Source organism: Millionella massiliensis (assembly GCF_900104655.1).
GTDB lineage: Bacteria > Bacteroidota > Bacteroidia > Bacteroidales > Rikenellaceae > Rikenella > Rikenella massiliensis.
Map to the genome: position 1 here is coordinate 2,116,079 of NZ_FNWD01000002.1, position 26,520 is coordinate 2,142,598.

Sequence of the window (26,520 nt, forward strand, 5' to 3'; positions counted from 1 at the left end):
GTCTGCTGTTCAGTTCGTGTTCGCTCGACGACGACCGAGACCTCTGTTGCGGGAACATGATGATGGAGATTAAGTACGTGCCCTACGGAGTAGAAGAATTCAGTACTTACATTCACTCGTTGCGGCATTTCGTCTTCGATGCGAATGGGCGCTATGTGAACGAGATCGCTGCGGGGAGTGACCTGCAACGGTTGCGTTTTTCGCTTCCGGACGGAGATTATACGATGTTGACGCTGGGCAATGCCGATACGCCGCTGGCCTTTAAGGCCGAGGACCAGACGCTCGAATCGTTGGAAGTGGAGCTTTCGCGTCTGACGCCGTCGGGACGATACCTCAATGCGGACCAGTTGTACTGGGGGGTATGTGACATGCACGTGGATCAGTCCCGCGAGAACAGGTTTGTGACCTATATGAATAACATCCATTGTCACCTGCACGTGAAGGTCATGTGGCACAACATGCCCAGCGATGTGGGAGACTACCGGATGGAACTTCGTCAGGTGCCCGTGGGCTACTCCCTATGCCCCCAGCGAAGCCAGGTGATTGGCGACAAGGTGATCCCCGCACCCAATGGGGATGTAGCTACGCACGTGCAGCGTACCCCGCTCAAATCGCAGGAGTTGCGTGACGAGTTTATAACGATGCGCTATACGCGACAAAACATCCCGACCTACCAGTTGTGGTTTGGCGACAAGGCAATTACCGGTCCGATCGACCTGAGCCGCGCCTTCCGAACATGGGGGTGGGATCCCGAGGCCACGGCCGTGCAGGAGTACCGCATACAACTTACGATCTATGCGGACGGGACGGTCGAGGTCCGGCCCTGGGTCGATGCAGACATTGAGGACTGGCAGGATGGAGGATCATTCAGTTAGCGACCTCGTGTGTGCCGTAAGATGAATTTACAAAACAACCAACTCTTAATAGATGATTTTATGTTTACGATCATGAAGAAAACCTGTTTACGGGCTGTTATCGTACTGATAACGGCCGTGGTGGCCATGTCGTGCACCAAGGAGCAATCGGATTGCGGTTGCACGGATGACGGCAAGACCATTCCGGTGACCTTTACGATGAGTACGCCGGCCGGGGAAGCCATTCCCTACTCCTCCCAGACCCGTGCTACTCACGACGAGGCCGAGTGGACCATCCACCGTCTGAGCCTTTATGTCTACGCGGTCGATGCGGAAGGCAAAGGAACTTTCCTTCGCCGCTACGCTACGGACGAAACCGGCGATAAAATGATAACCATCGTATCGAACGGTGCCGGAACCTACAATTTTACGCTCAAAGCTCCCGTGAGCGATCTGAATGCTCAGCGTCGTTTCGTTTTCGTGGCCAATGACGCCTATGCAGAACCCGATGAAGGTGAGTCGCAGGACGAACTGCAGAACAAACTTGCAAGCATCGTTCTGGAAGAGGGTAATACTGCAGATCTGTTGGCAGCTGCAGGTAAGGGTATTGCCATGTCGGGTATTGCTCAGAGCGACGGAAAAGATGTCGTAACCATTACGCCCGGTGTGAAATGCGAAGTTCACCTCCAGCGTATCGTAGCGCGTGTGGATGTTCAGAACAACACGCCGAATCTGATTATCAAGTCCATCGAACTGCAGCAGGCAGCTCCGAAAGGTTACCTGTTCCCGCATACGCCCGTTGCCGCAGCCGACGAAGGCTACATTACCGAAGCCATGAATGCGCAGGTGAACCTCGGTACGACCTATGCCGAGCAGACCGACCTGAAAAAGGTATTCTATCTGTACGAGCGCGCCAATGCAGAGGGTGACGGAGCGCAGGTAAAGGTTACCTACACGATCAACAACAGCAACGGCGAAGTGATCGTTCCGTTCCAAAAAACTTCTGACGATAAATCCTTTGTCGACATTGAGCGCAATACGCTGTATACGATCATTTTGGGTAACGGTGAGCCGATTACCACTAACCCGGTAAGTTTCACCCTGAAGGTAGAAGATTGGAACACGGTTGATATGGACGAGGCTGTTGATCCCGATGAGGACGAGCAGGCCGCGTTGAATGCCGCCCTTAAGGTAAACATGTTTACGCCTTACAATGTGAAGGGCATAGAAGGGAAGAAAGTAACCTTCTTCGACAAGTTGGCCGTTTCATTTGAAGACTGCCCTGTTGATTCGTATTTCACTTGGGAAGAGCTGAATGCGGCTGGTCTCACGGGTAATACCGCTGATGCTTATTTGACGGATGGTGCAGGAAATAAGTATCGTATGCCTACTGAAGGTGAATTGAATTTGTTGTTACCTAAATGGACTACAGATGAAGATCGTGAGGAATTGGGACCAAACTCATGGGGAATATTTCATCCGTGGTGGAACGACAATACTTCGACTAATGATCCTGATGTAGATGATGGTTCTTTGGTTATGTCTGACAAAGCAGCAACGACAGGTTGGACAGAGACTATTTATTTACAGAATGGTGTAGATGGATTGCCCGATCAAACGACTAATCCTGATGAAACGGACGGTGCTTACGTCGTTAAAGGACAGAGTTGGATGAAAAAAGGAGCTAAGGTCGAAACTGTACATTATTATACAGAGGAACCTGATGATCCGGAAAAGGGAAATTACAATATTGCTCCGGTCTATGGCCTGCGTTTCCAAGGTACAAGCCAATATGCAGCTTATCGTTGGCAAATATATACGACTGGTGATTCTCAGGATCGCTATTTGTCGATCAAAATCAAAGCTTTGAAAAAAGATGATATGGCAACTACTATTGCTACAGTATCGCAAGAATCATTTTGGTCTGATGGCTATATTGAGTTTAAACTCCCGGCTTCGGGATGTTATGAACCGAAAGTAGTTGCTGATGAGGAGCAGGATAATGCTTCTAATCGAGATTTTAGTGGTTATTTCTGGTCTTCGTCTCGTGATGGTGAACTAGGGAAAGTCCGTTTCTTGGGTTTTAACCTTGAGAATGCCCATGAAAGTAGCACAGGAACAGATTATAGTTTTCCGCTCCGTCTTGTCCGTGTTCAGGAATAACTTGATGATTCGATAATAGAAAAAACACTACCACTATATGAAAACCAAGATTTTCACCATGCTGCTGGCCGCAACGTCGCTCTTGTGCGGTTGCAGCAAAGAACAGGTCGGTCCTGACGGCGGCGACGGCCAAGGCCTGCCCATCACCTTCACGCTCGCCACACCCGGCAGCGATGGGGTCATTTATCCCAAAACCAAAGCCACGCACGATGCGCCCGAATATGCCATCAAGCAGATGAGCCTGCTGGTGTATGACGCAACGGATGAGGCCTCGCCGAAGTTCCTGCGCAAACACGACCTCACTTCGGACATTAAACTCTATGACAATGGGAACGGAACCTACAACTTCTCGCTCGAGGCTCCGATCTCGGACATGAATGCCAAACGCAAGTTTGTCTTCGTGGTCAATGACGACGCAGCAGTGGCTGCGACCGAAGTCGGTTCGACCGAATCCGATCTGCACACGAAAACCACCGCCTCGATTGAACTGTCCGAGGGTAACACCGCCGACAAACTGGCTGAGGAAGCCAACGGCATTGCCATGTCGGGTACGGCGACCTCGGACGGTGTGAACGACGTGATCACCATCGCCCCCGGGGTTAAATGCGAAGTAAAACTGACCCGTATCGTGGCCCGTGTCGACATCCAGAACAACACTCCGAACATGACCATCGAGAGTGCTGTGCTCGTCGGGGCAGCCACAAAAGGCTACCTCTTCGGACAACAACCGTTGTCAGCTCCTGCTACCGATCGGATTATCCTCGGAAGCAACGCCAATGTGGATATCACCGAAGAGCATCCCGTAGGTGGGGACTTCACGCCCAAGAGCTTCTCGAAAGTGTTTTACACCTACGAACGTCCCAATACGATTGATGATTACGCCGCCGTTCGTGTGACCTACAAGATCAATGGCGAAAACACGACGACCCTCGAAATTCCGTTTATTCGCACCGAAGCCGGCGGCGGACAGACCCCGGTTGACATCACGCGTAACCACCTGTACACCATCGTACTCGGTAACGGGAAGCCGGTGACGACCAACGAGATTAAATTCTCCTTCGTAGTTGAAGACTGGAACGAGGTTGAGATGCCCGAGGAGATTGGCCCGGGCGACGAACTTGATCCCGAAGCGCAGGCCGCACTCAACGCCAAACTCATGGTGAACATGTTTACGGAGTACAACGCCAAAGAGTTTAATTTGGTAGACAAAACCATTACTTCGTTCTACGACAAATTGGCTGTATCGAAGGAAGAATGCCCGAGCTCGTCGTATGTTGCTTGGACTGATCTAAAAGATAACGGTGCTTTGACTGCCGAATTTACCGGTCCTGATGGTAAGAAATACCGTCTTCCTACCGCAGGAGAAATGACACTACTGATACCTATGTGGACTGAAGAAAGTGATCGTGCAACAGTCAACAAGGAGAAAGATGGCATGTTTTGTCCATATTGGAATGGGAATAGTACAACGAATACATATCCCTTGGTTACAGTATCAACCCCGTTTACTGAAACAGCATACTTCAAAAATGATATAAACAATTGTTCTGACAAATCGCATCCCGGTGATCCAGAATATACTCTTTCGGGGGTCTCGCAAATGAAAGTCGGAGATGAGACAGAACAAATTACTTACCCCAAAGACGGGACGGCTATTTACGATATCCATCCTGTTTATGGTCTTCGTTTTAAAGGTACGAATCAGTATGCTGCATATTGCTGGAAATTGTGCACTATTAATTCTGATCCTTTGCAGTGTTATCTGTCAATTAAAATTAAAGCATTGCATCCGCAGGATAGCAAAACGACCATTGACGATGTGGCACAGAAATCATTTTGGGCAGATGGAAGTTATATTGAATTTCAATTACCCTGCTCGGGCTTTTATACTCGTTCCGAAGATAACAGAAGTGAAGAAGGTATCGTTGCTACTGCTTGGGGATCAACTTTGTATGATCGTAAAAAAGATACGGATGCGTGTCGTTTAGGTGCATTTCTTAGTTATACGGATATGGCGTGTGCTCCGTTTGAATATTGCATGCCTCTTCGTTTTGTCAAAGTCGATGCGCAACAGTAGAAGACCCTCTAAAAATCAGAAATAAAAGACACAACATATGAAAACGAGAATTTTCACAATGCTGTTGGCCGGCACGGCGCTCCTGAGCAGCTGTAGCAAGGAGATCGACGACGACCCGCAGCTCACGGACGGTAACCGGGTGGTCTTCACCCTTGGCGGCGCCGTGACCCGTGCTGCCGGCGATAACGATTCCGCTACGCCGACCGCAGCCACTGCCGAAGAAAAGAAAATCGAGAGCCTCTTGGCTGTAGTCTTCGGCGAAGATGGCAGCTACTACAAAACTTTCGAAACCAATTACAGCGATGCCGACCAAACCGCTTCGTTCGACCTTGGCAAGAACGGCACCTACGACATTCACTTCGTGGCCAATGCCGACGAAACGTTGAAAAACGCTGTGATGACGCTGACCGACCAAGACGCCAACTCGCAGGTGACGGAAGATGACCTGCTGGCGCTGATCGCCTCGCAGGAGGTCGGCAAACAGGACGACGCAGATGCCTGGCATCCGTTCCTGATGCTTTCGACCGAAGCCGCACACGTGGTTTCGAAAGCCGGTGTCGTGACCGACGGCGGACAGGTTATCATGCGCCGTCTGGCAGTCCGCATCGACCTGGTGAACGCTGCCGAAGGGGTGACCATCAACTCGGTGAAGTTCATCAACCGCACCAAACAGAGCCGTCTGGGTGCCTCGAACGACATGAACTTCTCGACCGAGGACGATCTTTACGAAGAGAAAACCTACGATAATATCGATCTGGTCGGAAATTTCGACATCCCCACCGAGTACAAGGCCACCATCTACAGCTATGAAAACGTAGATGTTACGCCGGGTGGCGCTCATCTTCCTGCACTGGAGATCAAGTACACGATGGACGGTATGAAGTTCACCCACACGGTGACTTTCATGGATTCCAAAGACGATACCGGTAAAACGCCGCTGGCACTGAAGCGCAACTACCTGTACCGTATCGTGCTGACTAAACCGTTGGATCTTGACTTCGATATCATTGTGGATGACTGGAATACGGCCGAGGCCTTCCAGGTCGACGACCTTCCGTTCGAGACGCACGATCAGCAGGAACTCAACGATGCGTTGAAGGTTAATATGTTTACGGATTATAACGTGCTTTCGCTCGACAAGAACACTAAGAAAGTCACTTTCTACTCCCAGATGTCAACGTCGAGAGAAGAATGTCCCACAACATCGTATTTTACCTACAATTGGTTGGCAGGAACGGAAGATGGCACCTACTCCAGCAATGGAGCTAATCAAGACGTAGACTTACGCAATGAAATTCTGCGTGACGATGAGGGTAATGAGTACCGCATTCCGACGATGGGGGAAACGGCCCTATTAATTCCGGTAACTCTGCTGCTTAAGGATAGACCGTATGTCGATGAGAACGGTCAATGGTTAAAAGCTGCCGATGGTTCCGGTAACGGCATTACTCACCCCCGCTGGGATAACGGCGTAGCACATCAAGATCTTCGTATGATTGAAAAGGATCAGGATGGTAATGATTATGCCTTTACTGAAACTCTCTATTTCGGAAATGATGAGGACTATGCTCCTAATACGGGTGGAGAAAGTCTTTCCGGGCAATCGTATATTCGTCTCGGTAAATTCAGCCATACCTATGCCTGTGCCACCACGGCTACAACCTACAATTTGTACACAGTTTATGCACTGCGTTTCAAGGGGACCAGTGAATATGCTGCCTACAAATATGAATGTTGCGAAGCCGGAGATATTCATTATCTGTCAATCAAAATTAAAGCCCTGCCACAGGAATCTACCTTTACGATCGATGATATTACCGACAATAATTCATTCTGGAGCAGTGGTTATCTGGAATTCAAATTTCCGGCGGCCGGATTCTATCCCGCTAATACCAAACCGAATAGTGAGCCTGATGAAGACAACGCTCAATGGCGAACATTAAACAGCTATCTATGGACTTCTACTTTTTTTGACAGTTCTCAAGTATATAACTGGGGTTTTGGCAGTGGAGATGTGACACTAGATTGGGTGCCTGTCAATAATAATAGCAGTCGCCAGCTTCGATTGGTAAAGGTATCCGAATAGAATGTCGGATACTCAATTCAAAACAAAACATAGACAATCATGAAATTTCGAATCATATCAACCCTCGCGCTGCTGGGCACGCTCGTACTGGGCAGTTGCTCGCGCGAGACATTGCCGACCCCCAATCCTACGGGGGAAGGTAACCGTGTGGTATTCACACTGGCCGGGATTACCCCCGAAACAAAAGGTGCCGTGACCCGTGCCACCGGTGATAACGACCAAACGACCACTACGGCTGCTACCGATGCAGAAAAGAAAGTCACCTCGCTGCTGGCTGTAGTCTATGAGAAACAGGCATCAGAAGAGATGGGGCTTTATAAGGTCTTTGACGTGACGGTAACCGATGGTGGTTGCTCGTTCGACATCGCCAAAGACGGCAGCTATGACATGTACCTCGTGGCCAATGCCGACGAAGACCTCACCGCTGCTATTGAAGCCCTTGGGGCTACCACGCCGGTAAGCCAACTCGAAGAACTGATCGTCAGCCAGGCTCCCGATGCCGATAATGCTTTCATCATGACCACTCCCGAAGCGGTCAAAGTGATCTCGTACAGCGGCGAAGAGGCCAACTGCGGTGAAATCTCGCTGCGCCGTCTGTCGGTGCGTATCGACATCCTGAACAAGGCCGAAGGACTTACCATCAACAAAGTCATCTTTAAAAATCGGGCCGTCAAGAGCCAACTCTTCGTCCCGAATGCCATGATCGGCGAAGCCGGCACGCTCGAAACCAAAGAGTATGCCGACGTCAACCTGGTCGGAAACTTCAACGTTCCAGCCGAATACACGTCGAAAATCTACAGCTACGAAAACCTCAGCAAGAAAGGCGAAGCCTCGGTTCCGACGCTCGACATTGAATATACCTATGACGGCGAGACTTACACCCACACGATCGAGTTTCTCGATGCGAACGATCCGGAGGGTCTCACGCCGCTGGCGCTGAAACGCAACTACCTCTATCGCATCACGGTAGGTCGCAAGGTGAAACCCGAATTCAATCTGGAGGTGCTGGACTGGACCAACGAAGAGTCGTTCAATGTTGACGACGTACCCTTCCAGGCCGAGATGAATGCCAAACTGGCCGTTAACAACTTTGCTTCAGCAAACGTAGCTTCGTTGGATGAGGCCCAGAACAAAGTAAGTTTTGTAACGAGCGATCCGAACAACACGTCGGCCTATCTGGCATGGAGCGACAAGTGGGCTACGGCCGTCTACTACAATGAAACGGACAAGACTTACTACCGTGTTCCGACTAAGGACGAAATGTATCTGCTTTTTCCCGATGAAGCTACTCCAGCTCGTTTGGATCAGGAAATGGACGGAAGTGAAGAAATTACCGAAATTCTTCCTGAGAAATTATTCGGCAGTACGGAGGTGAACGGCGGCACAGGTAAGTCGTGGTTTAAAAATGTCGCAGCAGAAGGTGGCTCCAGTAATCCTGCATATCCGATAGTTTACGCCATCCGTTTCAAGGGTACGGCGCAATGTGCAGCCTATCGATATGAGGTAAAGAATAGTGACGATCCTGATAATGGCGAATTGGAAATTCGCATCAAAGCTCTGCAGCCGAATACATTGCTGACTATTGGTGAAGTGGCCCATGAAGCATATTGGAATAGCACGGATCAACTAATTTATCATGTTGCAGCTACAGGATACAAGAAGAGTGATATGGTGGTTGAACAAGGTACTCATTCATTCTATTGGACTTCTACAGAGGCCAATGAAATGAATAGCTATGATGGAGGTCACTATCCTGTGTCCATTCATACAACAACAACCGATAAAACTAATGCAGGTCCCCTTCGTTTAGTGAAAGCGTCGGCAGAAGAGATTCAGCCCGTTTTGAATGCTGCTCTTAAGGTCAATATGTTCACCTCGCATAATGCTAAGGTGTTCGATTTGTCTGGGCATACTATCTCTGAATTCTATACTGGTGATCCTGTGGTATCCGCTGATGCTTGTCCCACTTCGTCTTATGTTACCTGGGAAGCGTTGCGCGATAATGGGGCGCTGACTGCTACTTTTACGGGACCAGATGCCAAATCATATCGTTTGCCGACCCAAGGGGAATTAGACCTGTTGTTGCCGAAGTATAGTGAAGATCGTGCACCTGTCAACAAAGAAAATGATGGTGTGTATTATCCGTATTGGAATGATAATTCATTGACGAATGCGAACTCGTTTGTTACGGTGTCAACTCCATTTCAGGAAACGATCTACCTGAAAAATGATGCAATGACTAATCTTCCGGATGAGTCCCAACCTGAAAACCCCGAATACACGCTTACGGGGATTTCGCAACTGAAAGTTGGAGAAGGGGAACCTGAGCAAGTGAATTATCCCAGTGATCCCGGGACTGATACTTATAATATCTATCCGGTTTATGGCCTTCGTTTTAAGGGAACAGACCAGTATGCAGCTTATCGTTGGGAGACGTGTATGATTGCTGGAAATCCCCAGGAACGGTATCTTTCTATTAAAATTAAGGCCTTAAAGAAAGACGATCGGACTACCACTATAGACGATGTAGCGCAAGAGTCATTTTGGGCGGAAGGAAGTTATATTGAATTTAAGTTCCCGGCGTCTGGCTTTTATAGTGAAGGTACGCAACCGGACGGTTCAGGTAGCAACATAACGTATCGTGGAGTCGGAGGATATTGCTGGTCTTCTACTATATGGCCCTCAAACTTAAGTGCGCGTACCTTTAATTTCTTTTTGAGTGGAGCTAATGAGGGTAACTATGGTATTACCTGCCATATTCCGTTGCGTTTTGTGCGCGTAGAGGAATAATAGAACCGTAGTTATAATAGCTGCCTCAATTTTAGCAAAGAGTCCCGAGGGTTACTGTGGCCCTCGGGACTCTTCTGCTAAATCCACATAAATATCGGTAAGTACGTATCCGTATGGCGTGGGCGAGTTAAAGTAATAGAATATAATGCTCTGCAAAAAAGTGCCAAGTTGTTGTTTGCTGAGCATGTAGTAAACGGTTGAATTCCGATAACTTAAAAGTGTACGGGGGTATGTTTTATCTTGGTCTATGGGTATGGTCCGCTTGTGGGATTTGATTGATCTCTTGGGAAAACAGGTGAGAGAAGGTAGGTGCGAAATTCAGAGTATGCTGTTGTTATTACCTTCGTGCAATAGGCGAGATTCCATAAAAGAGAAAGAGTTTTTAATAGGTTGGAATTCAACATACTAAAAACTCTTTTACGTGAGGTCGGTAGCAGATTCGAACTGCTGTACGAGGTTTTGCAGACCTCTGCCTAACCACTCGGCCAACCGACCGTTGTCAAGTGTGGTGCAAAGATAAGCCTTTTTCCCGAAATCACAATATCCCGAGGCAAAAAGCATTATTTTACTGTAAATTCATGCTTCCGTTCATAGGGTAACACCTTCGCTGTACGGGTTGATTTATGATACGAACGACCAATTCGTGGTGTATGTGTGGGGGCCACAACGTGTGTGCTGTGTAGTGAGCAGAACGGGGAGGGGTACATTCTTTTCTACTAGGATCCTAATCTAACGTGAATAGTTGCAGGCGTCACCCATTGCGTAGCGTACGAGCTTTTGCGGCCTGAAACAGGTTCGGAAGTGCCTCTTTTATACGCTGATTATATTTACAGTGGTCTGTGATACGTCGGGAGACCTTGTAACAAAAAATCCCCTTCCTGCAGCGCAGGAAGGGGATTTGGAAGAAGATATTACTTATATCGGCGTGGCGGCCTTCGCAACGCGCAAGTTACTGTTTGACGTATTTGTCGAGCCAGCCGAAGAACTCTTTGTTCCAAACCAGCGAGTTCTGCGGTTTGAACACCTGGTGGCCTTCATCTTCGAAGTATACCAGCCGCGAGGGAATGCCGTGGGCACGGGCCGCCGTGAAGGCCTGCAGGCTCTGGGTGAAGGGGATGCGGAAGTCCTTGGCCCCGGTAATGATCAGGATCGGTGCGTACCAGTTGTTGACGGCCAGGTGGGGCGAGTTGGCATACGAACGGTCGGCGGTGGGGTTTTTCGCACGATCCCAGTAGCCGCCGCCCAGATCGTTGGTCGGGAACCAAAGCTCTTCGGTTTCACCGTAGAAGCTTTCGAAGTTGAACATCCCGCAGTGGGCGATGAAGGCCTTGAAGCGGTGGTCGCTGTGGCCGGCCAGATAGAAGGTCGAGTAGCCGCCGTACGAGGCGCCCACGCAACCGCGACGGTCTGTATCGACCCACGGCTCACGCGAAACGTCGTCGATGGCTGAGAGGTAGTCGCGGATGTTTTGGCCGCTGTAGTCGCCCGAAATCTGGTCGAGCCACTCCTGTCCGAAGGAGGGCAGGCCGCGCCGGTTCGGAGCTACGACAATGTATCCCTGGGCGGCCATCAGTTCGAAGTTCCAGCGGTAGCTCCAGCGCTGCGATACGACGCTTTGCGGGCCGCCCTGGCAGTAGAGCAGAGTGGGATATTTCTTGGTGCTGTCGAAGTGGGGCGGGAGGATCACCCAGGTGAGCATCTGTTTGCCGTCGGTGGTGGTGACCCAGCGTTTCTGTACCGTACCCATGTCGACGTTGTCGTAGATCGTCTGGTTGATGTGGGTGATCTGAGTGTCGGTCCCGTCCAGAGTGTTCACGGCGAACAGCTCGGGAGCCATTTGCAGGGTGGTCTTTTCGGCCACGATCACGGCCTGCTCGGCGCCGGTGCCGCACGCGGCCGATGAACCGTCCTGAGCGGCGTTCGGATAGGCGATGCTGAAGCCGGTGTAGTCATGATCGCCGGCCGTTACGACCTGGATCTTGCGGTCGGCCAGGTTGACCCGGCAGATCTGATGGGTGGCCTGCATCGGGGCGATGAACCAGATGGTGTTGCCGTCGGCTGACCAGCGCAGGTTCGAGGCGTTGTAGTCGAAGCCGTCGGTCAGGTAGCTCTTTTCGCCGGTGGCGAGGTCCATGACGAAGAGACGGTCTTTGTCCGACTCGTTGCCGGCTCGCTCCATGCTTTGCCAGGCCAGACGGCTGTCGTCGGGCGAGAAGACGGGGTATTTGTCGTAGCCGGGCATCCCTTCGGTCAGGTTGCGGGTCGAGCCGTCTGCGAGGGTATAGAGGAAAATGTCGGAGTTGGTGCTCATGGCGTATTCGTAGCCGGTGAGCTTCTTGCAGGTGTAGGCCAGGGCGGTGCCGGCGTTGTTCCAGGCAATTTCGCTCATGTCGAAATAGGGGGCCAGCGGGGCGTCCCAGGCTTCGCCGGGCATGATGTCGCGGGCGTTGGTCAGCCCGTTGCCGTCAGTGGCCGAGGCGTTCAGGTCGGCTACGAAGATATGGCTGTAGGCGCCGTCTTCCCAGTAGTCCCAGTGGCGGGCCATCAGGTCGTCGTAGATCAGGGCTTTGGACTGGGGCATGTCGTAGATGTCGGACGAGGCGACGGAATCGACTTTCACGTCGGCCGTGTACCACACTTTGTCGCCTTTGGGGCTTACGCCGAAACCGGTGATGCCGCCGGCAACGGACGAGAGTTGGCGCATGCCGCTACCGTCGGATCCGACGGCCCAGAGTTGCGGGGTGGTTTCGCCCTGGCTGTCTTTGCCGCGCGAACTGAGGAAATAGACGGTCGTGCGGCCGGTCGCGGGGTCGATGCCCCAGGCGGGAGAGTTGTCTTTGCCGCTGTTGTCGGTGATCTGGCGGGCCTGGTCGGGTTCGCCGAGGGGCATCACGTACAGCGAGGTGTAGCCTTTGTTGTCGGCCATGTTGTAGTAGGTCAGGGCGTAGAGCACCTCTTTGCCGTCGGGTGAGAGGCTGCTTGAACCGATACGGCCCATTTTCCACATCACCTCGGGGGTGAAGACGCGGGCCTCTTTTTCGGCGGCCGTCAGGGCGGTGTCCAGGGTGATGTTGCCCGATGCCTGTTGGCCGGCGGGGGCGCTGCCGGTACCGCAACCCGTCAGGGTGGCGGAGGCGATCATCAGTGCGGTCATCAGTCGTTTCATGCTAAGTATGGTTTTTCTGGGGGCTCCATCCTGCTGCGTCCCTTCGGCTGTCGCTTACAACAGAGGAACGGTGGGCGCGGGCGGGGGAGAATCGTGGCTTGTGTTATTTCTTGGCCGTGCTTTTGCCGGAACTTTTGGCTGTGCTTTTTGTCTTGGCTGCGGCTTTCGTCGAGCTTTTGGCCGTGCTGCTTTTGGCGGTGGTTTTGGTTGTGCTTTTGGTGGTCGAAACTGTACGGCTGGAGGCGGTACGGCGCGCGGTCCGTTTGGGGGCAGCGGCTCCGTCGGCCGTTTGCTGTTCGGCTATGAGGGCTTTTAACTCGTCGAGGGTAAGGCTCGCTGCCTCACGGTTGGCCAGCAGGCTCTTCGGAATCTTGTAGTTGGTGCCGGCGTGGGCGATGTAGGGACCCCAGCGACCGTTGAGCAGCTGGATGTCTTCGGCCTCGTAGACGTGGATCACGCGGTTGCGCTCGGCTTCGCGTTTCTCTTCGATCAGCTGGATGGCCCGGTCGAGGGTCACGGTGTAGGGGTCGTCGCCTTCGCGGACTTTGAGCGATACGAATTTGCCGTCGTGACGGATGTAGGGGCCGAAGCGGCCGATGGCTGCCACGACCGTTTTCCCTTCGTATTGACCGAGGGTGCGGGGCAGCTCGAAGAGGGCCAACGCTTCGTCGAGGGTGATGGTGGCTACCATCTGGCCCTTCAGCAGCGAGGCGTATTGGGGCTTCTCGCTCTCGGGCATGGGCTCGGAGCCTTTCTGTGCCGGGGCGGGCGAGTCGCCGAGCTGGACCATGGGGCCGAACTTCCCGACGCGGGCGTAGACGTTCTTCCCGGTCTTGGGGTCGACGCCGAGCAGCCGTTCGCTGCGGACGTATTCGGTCTCTCCTTCGGCTTCGCCGACGTGTTCGTGGAAGGGCCCGTAGAAGGCGGCCAGCATCTGACGCCAGTCGAGGGCGCCTTCGGCAATCTCGTCGAACTCTTTTTCGACCTTGGCGGTGAAGTTGTAGTCGAGAATGGAGGGGAAGTGGGCGGCAAGGTAGTCGGTCACGAGCATCCCGATGTCGGTGGGGAAGAGTTTGTTCTTCTCGGCACCGGTGGTTTCGCTCTTCTCGGTCCGCTTGATGTTGCCGGCCTTCGACAGGGTCAGCACGGTGTAGTTGCGGCGGACGCCTTCGCGGTCCTCCTTGACCACGTAGCCGCGGGTGATGACGGTCGAAATGGTGGGCGCGTAGGTCGAAGGACGCCCGATGCCGAGTTCTTCGAGGTGTTTGACCAGACTGGCTTCGGAGTAGCGCGGCGGGCGCTGGGCGAAGCGTTGCGTTGCGGTAATTTGTGCACGGACCAACTGGGTGCCGGTGGTCAGCGGCGGGAGCAGGGTCTCGTCCGTGGCGTCGTTGCGGTTGTCGTCGTCGTGAGACTCCATGTACAGACGCAGAAAACCGTCGAAGGTGACTACTTCGCCGCTGGCGACGAATCGTTCGGTGCGGTTGCCGATGGCGATCTGGGCGGTGGTCTTTTCGAGTTCGGCGTCGGCCATCTGGCTGGCCACGGTGCGTTTCCAGATCAGGTCGTAGAGGCGTCGTTCCTGGGGGGTCTCGCCGGCTTCGCGACGGTCGAGGTAGGTGGGACGAATGGCTTCGTGGGCCTCTTGTGCCCCTTTGCTCCGGGTGGTATACTGACGGCTTTTGTGGTACCGTTCGCCGAATAGACTCTGAATGGCGCTGCGGGCGGTGCCGAGGGCAAGGGTCGACAGGTGTACGGAGTCGGTACGCATGTAGGTGATCAACCCGGCTTCGTAGAGGCGCTGGGCGATGCTCATGGTCTGGCTGACGGAGAATCCGAGCTTGCGGGCAGCCTCCTGTTGCAGGGTGCTGGTGGTGAAGGGAGGCGCGGGAGTCCGCTTGACGGGTTTGGTCTCGACGCTGGCGATGGTGAAAGGGATCGCGGCGGGGGCGATCTCACTGAGGAATCGGTTGGCCTCCTCTTCGCAGGGGAAACGGGTGTTGAGTTCGGCTTTGAGACTGTGGCCGTCTGGGGTGATGAATTCGCCGGTGACGCGGTAGTAGGTGCTGCCCTGGAAGTTCATGATCTCGCGTTCGCGTTCGACGATCAGTCGCACGGTGACGGATTGCACGCGTCCGGCCGAGAGCGAGGGCTTCACTTTGCGCCACAGCAGGGGCGAAAGTTCGAACCCGACCAGCCGGTCGAGCACGCGGCGGGCCTGTTGGGCGTTGACCAGGTTGTTGTTGACCTGGCGGGGATTCTCGACGGCGTGGAGAATGGCGTTCTGGGTGATCTCGTGGAAGACGATACGTTTGGTCTTGTCGTCGGGGAGCTGGAGGGTCTCCTTCAGGTGCCATGCGATGGCTTCCCCTTCGCGGTCTTCATCGGATGCGAGCCAGACGGTCTGAGCTCCCTGGGCGAGTTTCTTCAGTTCGCTGACGAGTTTGGTCTTGTCGGGCGATATTTCGTATTCGGGTTCGAATCCGTGTTCGATGTCGATGCTGAGCCCTTTTTTCTTGAGGTCGCGGATGTGTCCGAAACTGGAACGGACGGTATATCGGTCGCCGAGGATCTTCTCGATGGTCTTGGCTTTGGCGGGAGACTCGACGATCACCAGGTTTTCTTGCATATCTCTTTGATTCTCGCTGAAAAAGTAAAAACCTAAAGGGTGTTGGCCTTTAGGTTATATGAGGTTCGTGCCGGGGGCTTATTTGATCATGGTGTAGGTGAGCACCAGTTGGGGCGGATAGGGGGAGTTGCTTCCGTAGATCCAACTTCGGGCAAAGTTGTTCCGATAGTCGTAGGCCGGGAGCAGTTGAGTCGAGTATCGGTCCTCTTTTCCGGTCAGCAGGCTCTGAACATACGAGGTAATATCGAACGTGTAGGTGCCGAGCGATCGGTTGAGGGTCCCGCCCAACCACGATGTGTAGCTGCCGCTGTTGATAGCTTCGAGCACGGGGTTGTATTCGGTGAGGAATTCGTATCCGATCATGTTGTGGTAGATGCCCAGTCCGGCGAAGGATTTGTCGTACTCGTCGGCTCCGGCATTGACCATGGTCACTTTCAGTTCGGCCTTGTGCAGGGCGATGTGGGTGTATCCGAGGTCTTTTACCTTTTGTTGCAGGGATTTGAGGGCGTCTTCGTCGACTTTCAGTATGCCCATCAGACCGGCCAGACCCTGTACATAGGCGTACTGCGAGGGGGTCTCAAGGTCGCCGATCTCGGTGAGGGTCACGCCGCCCTGAGCGGGATCGGCATAGCTGTAGTCATGCTTTACGGTCGTGAAACTGAGGTAGTCATAGGTAAGGTCGCCGTAGAACCACATACGCTGGTCGGTGGTGTCGGCACCGTCGGGACCGGTGTTGTGGTAGAAGAGGTACATGACGCTCTGCGACAGGTCGAGTTCCAGTATCTGACCTTCGCCCGTGGTGGTCGGTTCATGGAACTTGAAGTAGAGACCGGGGAATTTCTTGTGGAAAACGGTATCGTTGTAGTAGATGTTCTCCTCACTTTGGGTGTTGTCCAGCAGTCTTTGGGCAAATTCCATGGGCAGTTTGCCGTATGCCGTACCGACGCCTTTCTGTTCGAATGAGAAGAGGGGCTCGCTGCTAAGGTACGGGGTTATGTCGAAGTTGCTGAAGTAGGCGCTGTCGGGGTAAAACTGAATCCCCTCTTTCACTTCGTAGACATCGACCTGCACGCTTTTGGAGGTGTCGCCCATGGCGTTGGTGAAGACGAACGCGTAGCGCATGGAGTCGATGACGGGATTTTCGCCGAAGTAGTGGGTATGGTTAAACCCGTTGGGGGAGAAGTTGGTAAAGACGCCCATATCCGTGCGACCGACGATGGGATCGATATAGGAGCCGAAGAAGGGGGTGTAGAAGTCGGCCACGTTCGTATCGATCGAGTCGCAGGTCGACACGTAGGTGTATACCGAGATGGTTGAGTCAATGGTACTGCCCATCTGCTGGGAGGGGGGAATCATGTCGTTCCCGAACATGTCGTCGCGGTTGGTGCAGGCGACAAGAAGGCTGCCGATCAGCAGCAGGATACCTGCGTAAAGGCAGCGGTGTCTATTTTTCAAGCAGTTTGTCATAGAATTCGGCGTATGCGTCCTCGTAATTTTCGTTGCTGACATAGGGAAGTACGGGCTTGCCGCTGGATTCGATGTAGGCGGCGAGCTCGGGCTCGATGTGTTCGCTGCCGAGGATGATGGCGTCGGCGTATTGAATGGCGAATTTCATCAGGTTGACGTAGTCCGGAGTCGCGAGTTGGCTCAGGTCGTCCTTTTTCATCCCTTCCTGGGCGAGTTTGCCGGCCAGGTCGGTGTTCAGGGTGCCGGGGAAGGAGTGGTCGTAGACCGATACCACGATTTTCAGGTTCTTGAAGATCGGGTCGTTGCGGAAGATCTTTTTCAGGTAGATCGGCACGATGGCGGTGAACCAGTCGTGGCAGTGTACGATGTTGGGCTCCCAGCGCAGTTTCTTGACGGTCTCCAGCACGCCGCGTGCGAAGAAGATGGCGCGTTCTTCGTTGTCTTCGAAGTAGTTGCCTTCGGCGTCGATCCAAGTGGCCTTGCGTTTGAAGAAGTCTTCGTTGTCGATGAAGTAGACCTGGACGCGGGCGCTCGGGATGGAGGCGACTTTGATGATGAGCTGGTGGTCGGTGTCGTCGATGATGAGGTTCATGCCCGACAGACGGATCACTTCGTGGAGCTGGTTGCGCCGTTCGTTGATACATCCCCACCGCGGCATGAAGATCCGGATTTCGGCTCCCCGTTCCTGCATGGCCTGGGGCAGGTGGCGGCACAGGGCCGATATGTCGTTTTCGGGCAGGTAGGGCGTGGCCTCCTGGCAGATGTACAAGATTTTGGCGTTATTGTTCATCGATCGTTCTCCTTATTCGTGCCGGAGGGTCTGCTGACACTTGGGCACAAGGGCAAAGATACGCATTTTTTTGTTCTCTGTTTCCCGGCCGGCGTTATTGTCCGGTCGCTGAGCAAGATCCGTCCGGACGATTCCGGGGGGAGGGGGCGTCTCTTTTGTCCGCGGGTGAGGGGGCTGTAGGGCTGCTGGACTACAGGATCAGCATGGCGTCGCCGTAGGTGCCGAATTTGTATCCCTCTTTCTTGGCCACTTCGTACAGGTTCATCAGCTGGTCGTAACCGGCGAAGGCCGATACCATCATCAGTTGGGTCGAGTAGGGCAGGTGGAAGTTGGTCACCATGGCGTTGGCTACGCTGAAATCGTAGGGCGGGAAGATGAATTTGTTGGTCCACCCTTCGAAGGGTTTGAGCATGCCGTCGGTCGAAACGGAACTTTCGATCGTACGCATCACGGTCGTACCGATGGCGCAGACGCGTTTCTCTTTGGCGCGGGCCGTGTTGACGATTTGTGCGGCCTCTTCCGAGATGAAGATCTGTTCGCTGTCCATCTTGTGCTTGGTGAGGTCTTCGACGTCCACCGAACGGAAGTTGCCCAGACCCACGTGGAGCGTGATCTCGGCGCATCCGATTCCTTTGATTTCGAGTCGTTTGAGCAGGTGTTTGCTGAAGTGCAGACCGGCGGTCGGGGCGGCTACGGCACCCTCTACCTTGGCGTAGATGGTTTGGTAGCGTTCGGCGTCGATCGGCTCGACTTTGGGGCGGATCCAGCGGGGCAGCGGGGTCTCGCCGAGTTTGTAGAGGGTGGCTTTGAACTCGTCGTAGTCGCCGTCGAACAGGAAACGGAGCGTACGGCCGCGCGAGGTGGTGTTGTCGATCACTTCGGCCACCAGAGCGTCGTCGTCGCCGAAGTAGAGTTTGTTACCGATACGGATTTTGCGGGCCGGGTCGACCAGTACGTCCCAGAGGCGTTGTTCGCGGTTGAGTTCGCGCAGCAGGAAGATTTCGATTTCGGCACCGGTCTTTTCCTTGTTGCCGTACAGACGTGCCGGGAATACCTTGGTGTTGTTGAAAATCATCACATCGCCTTCTTTGAAGTAGCCGATGATGTCTTTGAAGATTTTGTGTTCGATTTTTCCCGTTTTGCGATCGAAGACCAGCAGACGGGATTCGTCACGGTTTTCGGCCGGGTATTTCGCCAGCATGTCGGGCGAGAAATCGTACTTGTACTGCGAGAGTTTCATATCTAAAGACCTTTATTATTTTCGTATCAGTGTTATCGGACGTTTGTTTTGAGTGGTCTGCCTCAGTGTTTTACCTTGTCGATGATCCGCCGTTTAGGATGCGGAGCATCCGCCGAAAGTTCTTTGGGTCCCTTTCTTTCAAGAAAGGGACGGTTCCCGGCGGGTAGTTCTCAAAACAAACGTTAAAATATTATACGTAATTATTCTCGATTTGTTTCATCCGAAACGGATTTTGGAAACAATTTTCCCTCCAACTCCTCCATCGAGATACAGGATTCGACCCGGAATCCGCCGCTGCGCACCCGACGCAAAGCCGTCAGATGAGCGCCGCTGCCGAGACGTTCGCCCAGGTCGCGGGCAAACGAACGGATATAAGTCCCTTTGCTGCACGCGATACGCACCTCCACTTGCGGTCGCTCCGGTAATCCGCACGATTCGACATGGGCCGAGTAGATCGTAATCAGCGCCTTGCGCATCTTGACCTCTTCGCCCTCACGGGCATATTCATAAGCGCGTCGGCCTTCGAGTTTTTTGGCTGAATAGACCGGAGGTTCCTGCTCCTGTTCGCCTTCGAATCCGTGCAGGACCTCTTCGATCTGCTCCGGGGTGATGTGCTCCCAGGGGTAGTGGGCGTCGATCGGGTGTTCCAGGTCGAAACTCGGAGTCGTCGCTCCCAGTTCGACGGTCGCCAGATACTCTTTCTCTTCGGCCTGGAGCTCGTCCACGCGTTTGGTGGCGCGTCCCACGCAGATCAGCAGGACGCCGGAGGCCAGCGGGTCGAGCGTCCCGGCATGTCCGACCTTGATTTTGCGGTGTCCAAGTTTGCGCATGAGGGTGCGCACTTTGCGCACCACGTCGGTCGAGGTCCAGCCCAGCGGTTTGTCCACGGGTATGACCAGCCCTTCGGCGAAAGGATAGTCGGGGCGTAAGGTGTCGTGAATGTTTTCAGTCATGAAGTGCGTATTATCCGAGGCAAACGGCCACGGTGCCGGCCACTGCGCAGTAGAGTGCGAACCACCACAGTTTGCCGCGGCTCACGATGCGGATCATCACCTTGCAGGCGAAGAGTCCCGAAAGGTAGGAGGCCAGGAATCCGGCCGTGAGGGCATAGCCCGAGATGCCGGAGGTGGCGGGCGAGAATTCGCCCTTGAGGAGTTCGAGGAAGGCTTCGCCGAGGATCGGTACGAGCACCATCAGGAACGAGAATTTGGCCAGTTGCGATTTGTCGTCGCCGAGCAGCATCCCGGTGGCGATGGTCGAGCCGGAACGCGAAATGCCGGGGATGACGGCCACGGCCTGTGCCACGCCGATGATAAAGGCGTCTTTGGCCGAGATGTTCCGTGTTTTTTTCGGTTTGATGAAGTGGGTCAGCAGGAGCAGCGCCGCGGTGACGAACAGCATGCAACCCACGAAACGGATTCCGTTGCCGAAGAGGGCTTCGACTTTGTCTTTGAAGAAGAGGCCGACGATCATCACGGGGATCATCGAGATGACGATCTTGATGAGGTATTTCGATTCGGAGTTCATCCGGAACTGCAGACCGCCGCGCACGAGTCGCAGGATCTCGCCCCAGAAGACGGTGATGGTGGCCAGTACGGTAGCGGCGTGGACGAGGATGGCGAACGTGGTGTCGTCAACGTCGGTACCGAGGATATTGCCCAGAATGACCAGGTGACCCGATGAGCTCACGGGCAGGAATTCGGTCAGCCCCTGGAGCAGACCGAGCAGAATGGCGTCGATGGTTCCCATTTATTCGGCTTGGGTTTCGTTGTTTTTGTTTTTCGGGCGATACATGATGGCGTAGAGGCCGAACAGGAAACCGGCCAGCAGCAGAATCGGCGCGATGTAGAGGCGTCGGAAGTTGAACATCCCGTAGTCGAACTGCGTGGCGGGGTCTTCGCTGCCGCCGCCGCTGAGCAGGATGAAGCCCAGGATGATGGCGGCGATGCCGCACAGGATCATGATGTAGTTGCGTTTGCCGAGCGGCATGGCCGGGTTGTTCACGGGCGCTTGGGTTTGCTTTTTCATGGTATTCATTTCGTGTTTGCCGATTTTTCGGAGCTCGGAGCTGCCGGATGGTGTTGGTCTCGTGGGCGCGGCGGTCTGTGGCCCGAATCGGGTGCCGGTTCGGAGAACGGACAGGGAGTGGTGAAACTCGCTGCGGCCTCAGTCTCAGTCTTAGCCTTAGCGGGCGGATGACTCTCTTGCGGTGCCGTTCAAATCTCCCGGGTGCTCTGAAAGATCGTTAAGGGTCAATCGGTTTGGCGGACGTATCGGTTTACGGCCAGCGCCGTAAAGGTAGTGCAAATCGCCACGCCGACCAAAATCATGGCGCTGAAAAGCATGGCGAAGGTGTCGAAGTCTGTGGTCAGTTTCACGTCGGGCATCACCTCCGAGATGGCGTCGGCGAAGAGGTAGAGCAGTCCGGAGGCCATCACGCCGGCCACGACGCCCTGGGTGAAGCTGCGCAGCACGAACGGTCGGCGGATGAAGGCGGGGGTGGCGCCGACCAACTTCATCGTGGCGATGGCCTGCCGGCGTGCGGCCACGGCCAGTCGCTGCGTGTTCGAGATCAGCATGACGGTGATCAGCAGCAGAAAGGCGCCGAGTCCCAGCAGGGTGAAGTTCAGTCGATTGAGGTTGCGGATCACGGCTTCGACGATTTTCTGCTGGTAGACGATCTCATCGACTCCGGCCCAGCGGCTGCACTCCTGTTCGAGCTGGTTCAGTTTGTCGCTCTCGGTGTAGGCGGGGTGGAGGGTCAGTTCGTAGGACGAGGGGAGGGGATTCTCGCCCAGAAAGCCGACAAAATCGGTTCCGATGTAGGCCTGAAAATCCTTGGCGGCTTCGTCGGCCGAGATGTAGCGCCAGGTGGCCACGGCGGGGTGCTGGCTGAGCCGGTTCTCGATGGCTTTCTGCTGGGCCGTGGTCACGGTGTCGGAGAGCATCACCGAGAAGCGCAGCTCGCCGCGCACGGTGGCGGCCGACGAGTAGGCGTTGATCAGGATATAGCCGACCACCCCCAGCAGTAACAATACCAGGGTGACACTCACGGTTGCGATCGAGTAGTCGGCTTTGAGGCTGTTTCTTCCTGCCATGATGGGTGTGGATGGAGGTTGGTGGTTCTGTGGGGGGCCGTTTTGAAGTGCCGGAACTTTTCGGCGAACTCCCCTCCCGGGGTGGTCATACCTAACGGGAAAGAAGACTGTGCCTGAAGAAACGCTGCCTGTCTGAAAACGGCGGAGGTGGCAGTTCCGGGGCGCTCGGGTCTTGTGGTTACCGGGGGTGCCGAGGGGGGCGGGGTGCCCATGTTGCCGGTAGCGGGAGCTGTTATGCGGCCTGTTCGTTCTCTTTCGACCGCTTGGCGTTGCGCAGGCCGATGCCGATCAGCAGACCGAGCGAACCGAACAGCAGGATGGCCGACGAGGCGCGGGTGAGTCCGACCATCAGGCCGAAGTTCGGAGCCGCAAAGTGGAACTCGACGGTGTGTTCGCCGGCCGGGATACGGATGGCGCGCAGCACGTAGTCGGCGCGGAAGTATTCGGCGGGCTGGCCGTCGATCGTGGCGCTCCACCCTTTCGGGTAGTAGATTTCGGAGAGGACGGCTACACCGTCACGGGCGGCCCGGGTGCGGTAGGTCTGGCGGTTGACACGATACTCGGTGAGGGTGATGGTCGCGGTGCTGTCGGCCGTCAGGCTGAGACCCTCAAGCTGCGGTGCGAATCGTTCATCGACGATGGCTGTCGTGTGGGGGTTGAAGCCGTTGCCCTTACCGTCGTTGGCCAGTGCGGCGATCTCCTGGTCGGCATTCGCTACCCAGGCGATGCTGTCCACGAACCACGCGCTGCCGCAGGCGTTCGGATTCGGCTGTACGGTGGGCTGGCCGTCGTTGCCGGGCAGGATGAAGTATTTGGTGTTCAGCATGTCGTAGGCCGCCATGTTGTTTTGGAGCAGGTGGTGTTCGATCAGGTCCTGGTAGCGGCGCAGTTTGGCGGCATGGTAACCGCCGACCGAACGGTGGTAGTACGAGGTGGTGGCGTCCTGGAAGGGGTTGACCGTAAAGTTCGCCACGCGGTAGTCGGTGGTGTCCTGCAGGATAAGTTTGTCGGCTTCGGTCATCGAGATGGCCAGCGCCTGACGTTTGGGATAGAAGTCGTCAGCCGAAACGTACCGCTTATCCACCGGGAAGAGGTCGATCGTGACCAGCAGGCAGAGACCGGCCACCAGCCAGCCCCGTTTGATCCGGTTGTTGGCCATGAGCCATACCAGTGCGGCGGTCAGCACCACGAAGAGCAGCGACCGGAAGGCGTCGGCACGCATTAGCGAGGCCCGTTCCTCCTGCATGGCGGCAACGACCTGTTCGGGGAAGCCCATGGCTGCGTCGTTGGGACCGGCGAAACTGCTGAACATCGGGCCGAAGATGCCGATGAGCAGGGTCAGGCCGCCGACTGCGATGAGCGACCATTTCAGTCCTTTGCGGATGCGGGGTGCATCCTCTTCTTTCGCATCCCAAAGCCGGGCCAATCCGAGTATGGCCAGCAGCGGCACGGCCCATTCGACGATCACCAGAATCATCGACACGGTGCGGAACTTGTTGTACATCGGGAAGTAGTCGAGGAAAAGGTTGGTGAACCACATCATGTGGCGTCCCCAGGCCAGGAAGATGGCCAGGATGGATACGGCCACGATCCACCATTTCTGCCGGCCGCGCAGCACGAAGAGGCTGAAGACGGCCAGGAAGATCAGACAGGCACCGATATAGACCGGACCTTCGGTCGAGGGTTGGTCGCCCCAGTAGGAGGGGATATTGCTCACAAAGTCTTTCGGTACGTTATAGCCGCGCAGGGACTGGGCCACAGGACCATCCTGGTCGAAGTCGCGACCGCCTCCGTAGAGGTTCGGCACCAGCAGGTTGAGGGTCTCGAGTTTGCCGTAGCTCCATGCGGTGACGTAGTCGCGGTCGAGGCCTCCGGTGTGGTTTTCGGTGTTGACGGTGGCTTCGGTCAGTTCGCTTTTGCCGCGGGTGGTCTCGGGGGTGTGCTGGGCGACGTAGTAGAGCTGGACGAGGTTGGCGCCGACGGCCAGTGCGGCGGCCAGCAGGAGCAGTGCGGTGGTCTTTCCGAACCGGGCGAGCATCTTCTCCTTATAGGCCACGACGAATTCGTTGATGACGAGTGCCAGCAGTGCGAAGAGGAAGTAGTAGGTGATCTGCGGGTGGCTGGTGGAGATTTCGATGGCGGCGAAGAGTCCGGCCAGGGCTGCGCCGAGCCACATGTGGCGGCGGTAGGCGTACCACACGGAGCCGATCATGGGGGCGATCCAGGCGAGGGCCATCATTTTTGTGATGTGGCCGGCGCCGATAATGATGATGAAGTAGGAGGAGAGACCGTAGCCGAGTCCGCCGACCATCGAGAGCCAGGGGTTGACGCCGAACATCAGGAGCATCAGGTAGAAGCCGGCCATGGCGATGAAGATCCATGAGGCGGGTTGTCCGAGTATGTAGAGGTGGTCGGCGACGTTTTTGACCCATCGGCCGTCATAGTTCATGTTGATCAGGTAGGAGGGCATTCCGCTGAAGTTTCGGCCGGCCCACTGGGGGTGTTCTCCGTACTGTTCGATGTGTTGCTCGATGTCGCTGGTGACGCCGTTGAGCATGACCATGTCGGTTTGTCTGAGGGCTTTGCCGTCGTACTGCGGGGCGAAGAAGATGGCCGACACGGCGGCGAACAGGGCGAGTGCTACGATATGGGGCAGTGCCTGCCGGAGAAAACGCGAGAATCCGTTTTGCATGTTTGTTTCGAAATTTGGGGCTAAAAGTACGGTTTTTCGGGTGATTTAGCAACCCGTGGCCGGTGAACGGAGGGTAATTAAGGCCTGTGTGCAGCTTTGGTGCGTTTTTTGTGCGATCTTCACTTAGATGGCAGGAAGAAGGAGGTGGCCTTGCAGAATGAGTTCAAGGTTTTATAGCACATCGGTCATTCAGGTTCAGGGGGCTGCTTTTGCCAGGCGATTCATGAATCTTTGTGGCCTTAATGTCCAGTTCGGTCAGATTCAGATGTATCTTTCCCAATATGTTGATAACCTATAGAATTGCTATTAATTATGAAAAAGATTATTTTATTTTTATCCGTTTACTTTCTGTCTGCAATATCTATTCAAGCGCAGGAGCAACCCTGGCGATATCATCCTTTGTCGGAGTACCGGGGAGATACGGTTCAGTTTTTGAACGATAATTTTCGTGAACAGCATACGTGTTTTTGGGGTAAGTCTCTTCACGACGTCATCGAAATATTGGATTGCGAGCTGCCGGTCAAACGGATGATGTATGTCAGCTATCCAAAATCGCTGGATAGCCTTTTCTTGCAGGTTGAGCTGATTTTCGACGACCGGTGGCGGTATGATACATTGAATCAGCTGCATTTTGGGGTAGGTGGATTCGGACTCGATGGCGAACGTCTTTTGGTACGCGATGTCGCGGCTCTCTTAGGCTTCGCCCCGAACAGAATGACAACTTTGACTCCGGATTTGCGGGAACGGCTGAAACGCCTGGTATTCGCTCATGATATGTGGTATTGTAAGAACTTTTATGCGTATAAGGTCAAGAGGAGGCCGTCGCTGTCTTTCGGTTATCACCCTCTGCCCGAATATCAGGGAGATACATCCGCCTTTGTACGTGGTCTCTTCTTCCGGGAAAAACAGAATGGAAAATCTGTTGGTTATGTCCTAAGACGCTTAAACAAAGAGTTGCCGGTAAAACAATTGTACTATCGAGCGGGCGATCAGGATACTGTCTATGCGTTGTACCTGATTTTCGACGATAGAAAGCAGATGAAAACGGATGGTCAAATACACTGCACGGTATTTGGCTTTAAAAAAGGCTATACGGCAAGCGATATTAAAGCCCTTTTGGGGTTTGGTCCGGGTGAACTTGTCGTCATGACGCCTGTATTGCGGAGGCGTCTGAAACGTTTTATATTCAATCGGGAGTCCATTCATATAGTATGTTTGCCACCACCGGTCACAGTGAAATATGGCTGATGCGACGTCAATTCGCACCCCTTGTATAGCTGCATGTATGGCTGTCCGAAGACTTTCGGCAATGTGAAGAGGATCAGGAATGAGGCTGTCGCGACCGGACAATGACAAACATATTCCTCAAACCGGGCATCGGCGGTTTCAGTGCCGCTTTGGTGTGATGGAATTTGCGGTCGCGGTTCGATCTTCGTACTTTTGCGCACGAATCGCTAAAATCGTTATC

At 54.4% G+C, this 26,520-nt stretch carries 16 protein-coding genes and 1 tRNA gene; 6 read left to right on the forward strand and 11 right to left on the reverse strand.

The window, feature by feature from the left end; translation table 11 throughout:
- Positions 1-56: 56 nt before the first annotated feature.
- From BQ5379_RS08165 to BQ5379_RS08185, 5 genes are read left to right on the forward strand one after another with little or no spacing between them, the layout of a single operon-like run.
- Complete coding sequence (locus BQ5379_RS08165) at positions 57-875, forward strand: FimB/Mfa2 family fimbrial subunit (protein ID WP_159431234.1); 819 nt, start codon at positions 57-59, stop codon at positions 873-875.
- 60 nt (positions 876-935) lie between these two features.
- Positions 936-3,017: a hypothetical protein gene (locus BQ5379_RS08170; RefSeq protein ID WP_071134977.1), complete on the forward strand. Its 2,082-nt coding sequence runs from the start codon at positions 936-938 to the stop codon at positions 3,015-3,017.
- Between the two features lie 37 nt (positions 3,018-3,054).
- Positions 3,055-5,094: a hypothetical protein gene (locus BQ5379_RS08175; RefSeq protein WP_071134978.1), complete on the forward strand. Its 2,040-nt coding sequence runs from the start codon at positions 3,055-3,057 to the stop codon at positions 5,092-5,094.
- A 37-nt stretch (positions 5,095-5,131) separates the two neighbouring features.
- Positions 5,132-7,180, forward strand: a complete 2,049-nt coding sequence (locus BQ5379_RS08180; protein ID WP_083377664.1) for a fimbrial protein — start codon at positions 5,132-5,134, stop codon at positions 7,178-7,180.
- A gap of 39 nt (positions 7,181-7,219) precedes the next feature.
- On the forward strand, positions 7,220-9,970 hold the full coding sequence (locus tag BQ5379_RS08185) for a hypothetical protein (RefSeq protein WP_071134980.1): 2,751 nt from the start codon (positions 7,220-7,222) through the stop codon (positions 9,968-9,970).
- 424 nt (positions 9,971-10,394) lie between these two features.
- Here the strand turns inward: BQ5379_RS08185 and BQ5379_RS08190 are convergent.
- The 11 genes from BQ5379_RS08190 to BQ5379_RS08240 form a co-directional block, all read right to left on the reverse strand.
- A tRNA-Cys gene (locus tag BQ5379_RS08190) sits at positions 10,395-10,465 on the reverse strand.
- Between the two features lie 454 nt (positions 10,466-10,919).
- Positions 10,920-13,136: a dipeptidyl-peptidase Dpp5 gene (locus BQ5379_RS08195; RefSeq protein WP_071134981.1), complete on the reverse strand. Its 2,217-nt coding sequence runs from the start codon at positions 13,134-13,136 to the stop codon at positions 10,920-10,922.
- 103 nt (positions 13,137-13,239) lie between these two features.
- Positions 13,240-15,765 (reverse strand): type I DNA topoisomerase, encoded by a 2,526-nt coding sequence (gene topA / locus BQ5379_RS08200; RefSeq protein ID WP_071134982.1) that lies wholly within the window; start codon positions 15,763-15,765, stop codon positions 13,240-13,242.
- A 78-nt stretch (positions 15,766-15,843) separates the two neighbouring features.
- Positions 15,844-17,220, reverse strand: a complete 1,377-nt coding sequence (locus BQ5379_RS08205; RefSeq protein ID WP_071134983.1) for a DUF4270 family protein — start codon at positions 17,218-17,220, stop codon at positions 15,844-15,846.
- Entirely contained in the window at positions 17,210-18,022 is an 813-nt protein-coding gene (locus tag BQ5379_RS08210; protein WP_071134984.1) for a glycogen/starch synthase, read from the reverse strand. Before BQ5379_RS08210 ends, BQ5379_RS08205 begins: the two co-directional genes overlap by 11 nt.
- A gap of 190 nt (positions 18,023-18,212) precedes the next feature.
- The gene (gene queA / locus BQ5379_RS08215) at positions 18,213-19,262 is read right to left on the reverse strand and encodes a tRNA preQ1(34) S-adenosylmethionine ribosyltransferase-isomerase QueA (protein WP_071134985.1); all 1,050 of its coding nucleotides are present in this window, start codon (positions 19,260-19,262) and stop codon (positions 18,213-18,215) included.
- A 200-nt stretch (positions 19,263-19,462) separates the two neighbouring features.
- On the reverse strand, positions 19,463-20,215 hold the full coding sequence (truB, locus tag BQ5379_RS08220) for a tRNA pseudouridine(55) synthase TruB (protein WP_071134986.1): 753 nt from the start codon (positions 20,213-20,215) through the stop codon (positions 19,463-19,465).
- Positions 20,216-20,225: 10 nt separating this feature from the next.
- Positions 20,226-21,011, reverse strand: coding sequence for an undecaprenyl-diphosphate phosphatase (locus BQ5379_RS08225; protein WP_071134987.1), 786 nt, complete (start codon positions 21,009-21,011; stop codon positions 20,226-20,228).
- Entirely contained in the window at positions 21,012-21,290 is a 279-nt protein-coding gene (locus BQ5379_RS08230; protein ID WP_235846048.1) for a DUF3098 domain-containing protein, read from the reverse strand.
- 224 nt (positions 21,291-21,514) lie between these two features.
- Positions 21,515-22,360, reverse strand: a complete 846-nt coding sequence (locus BQ5379_RS08235; protein ID WP_071134989.1) for a cell division protein FtsX — start codon at positions 22,358-22,360, stop codon at positions 21,515-21,517.
- A gap of 232 nt (positions 22,361-22,592) precedes the next feature.
- Complete coding sequence (locus BQ5379_RS08240; RefSeq protein ID WP_071134990.1) at positions 22,593-25,052, reverse strand: YfhO family protein; 2,460 nt, start codon at positions 25,050-25,052, stop codon at positions 22,593-22,595.
- Positions 25,053-25,364: 312 nt separating this feature from the next.
- On the opposite strand from BQ5379_RS08240, the gene BQ5379_RS08245 reads away from it, so the two are divergent.
- Positions 25,365-26,300, forward strand: coding sequence for a hypothetical protein (locus BQ5379_RS08245; RefSeq protein ID WP_071134991.1), 936 nt, complete (start codon positions 25,365-25,367; stop codon positions 26,298-26,300).
- The last annotated feature ends 220 nt before the right edge of the window (positions 26,301-26,520 follow it).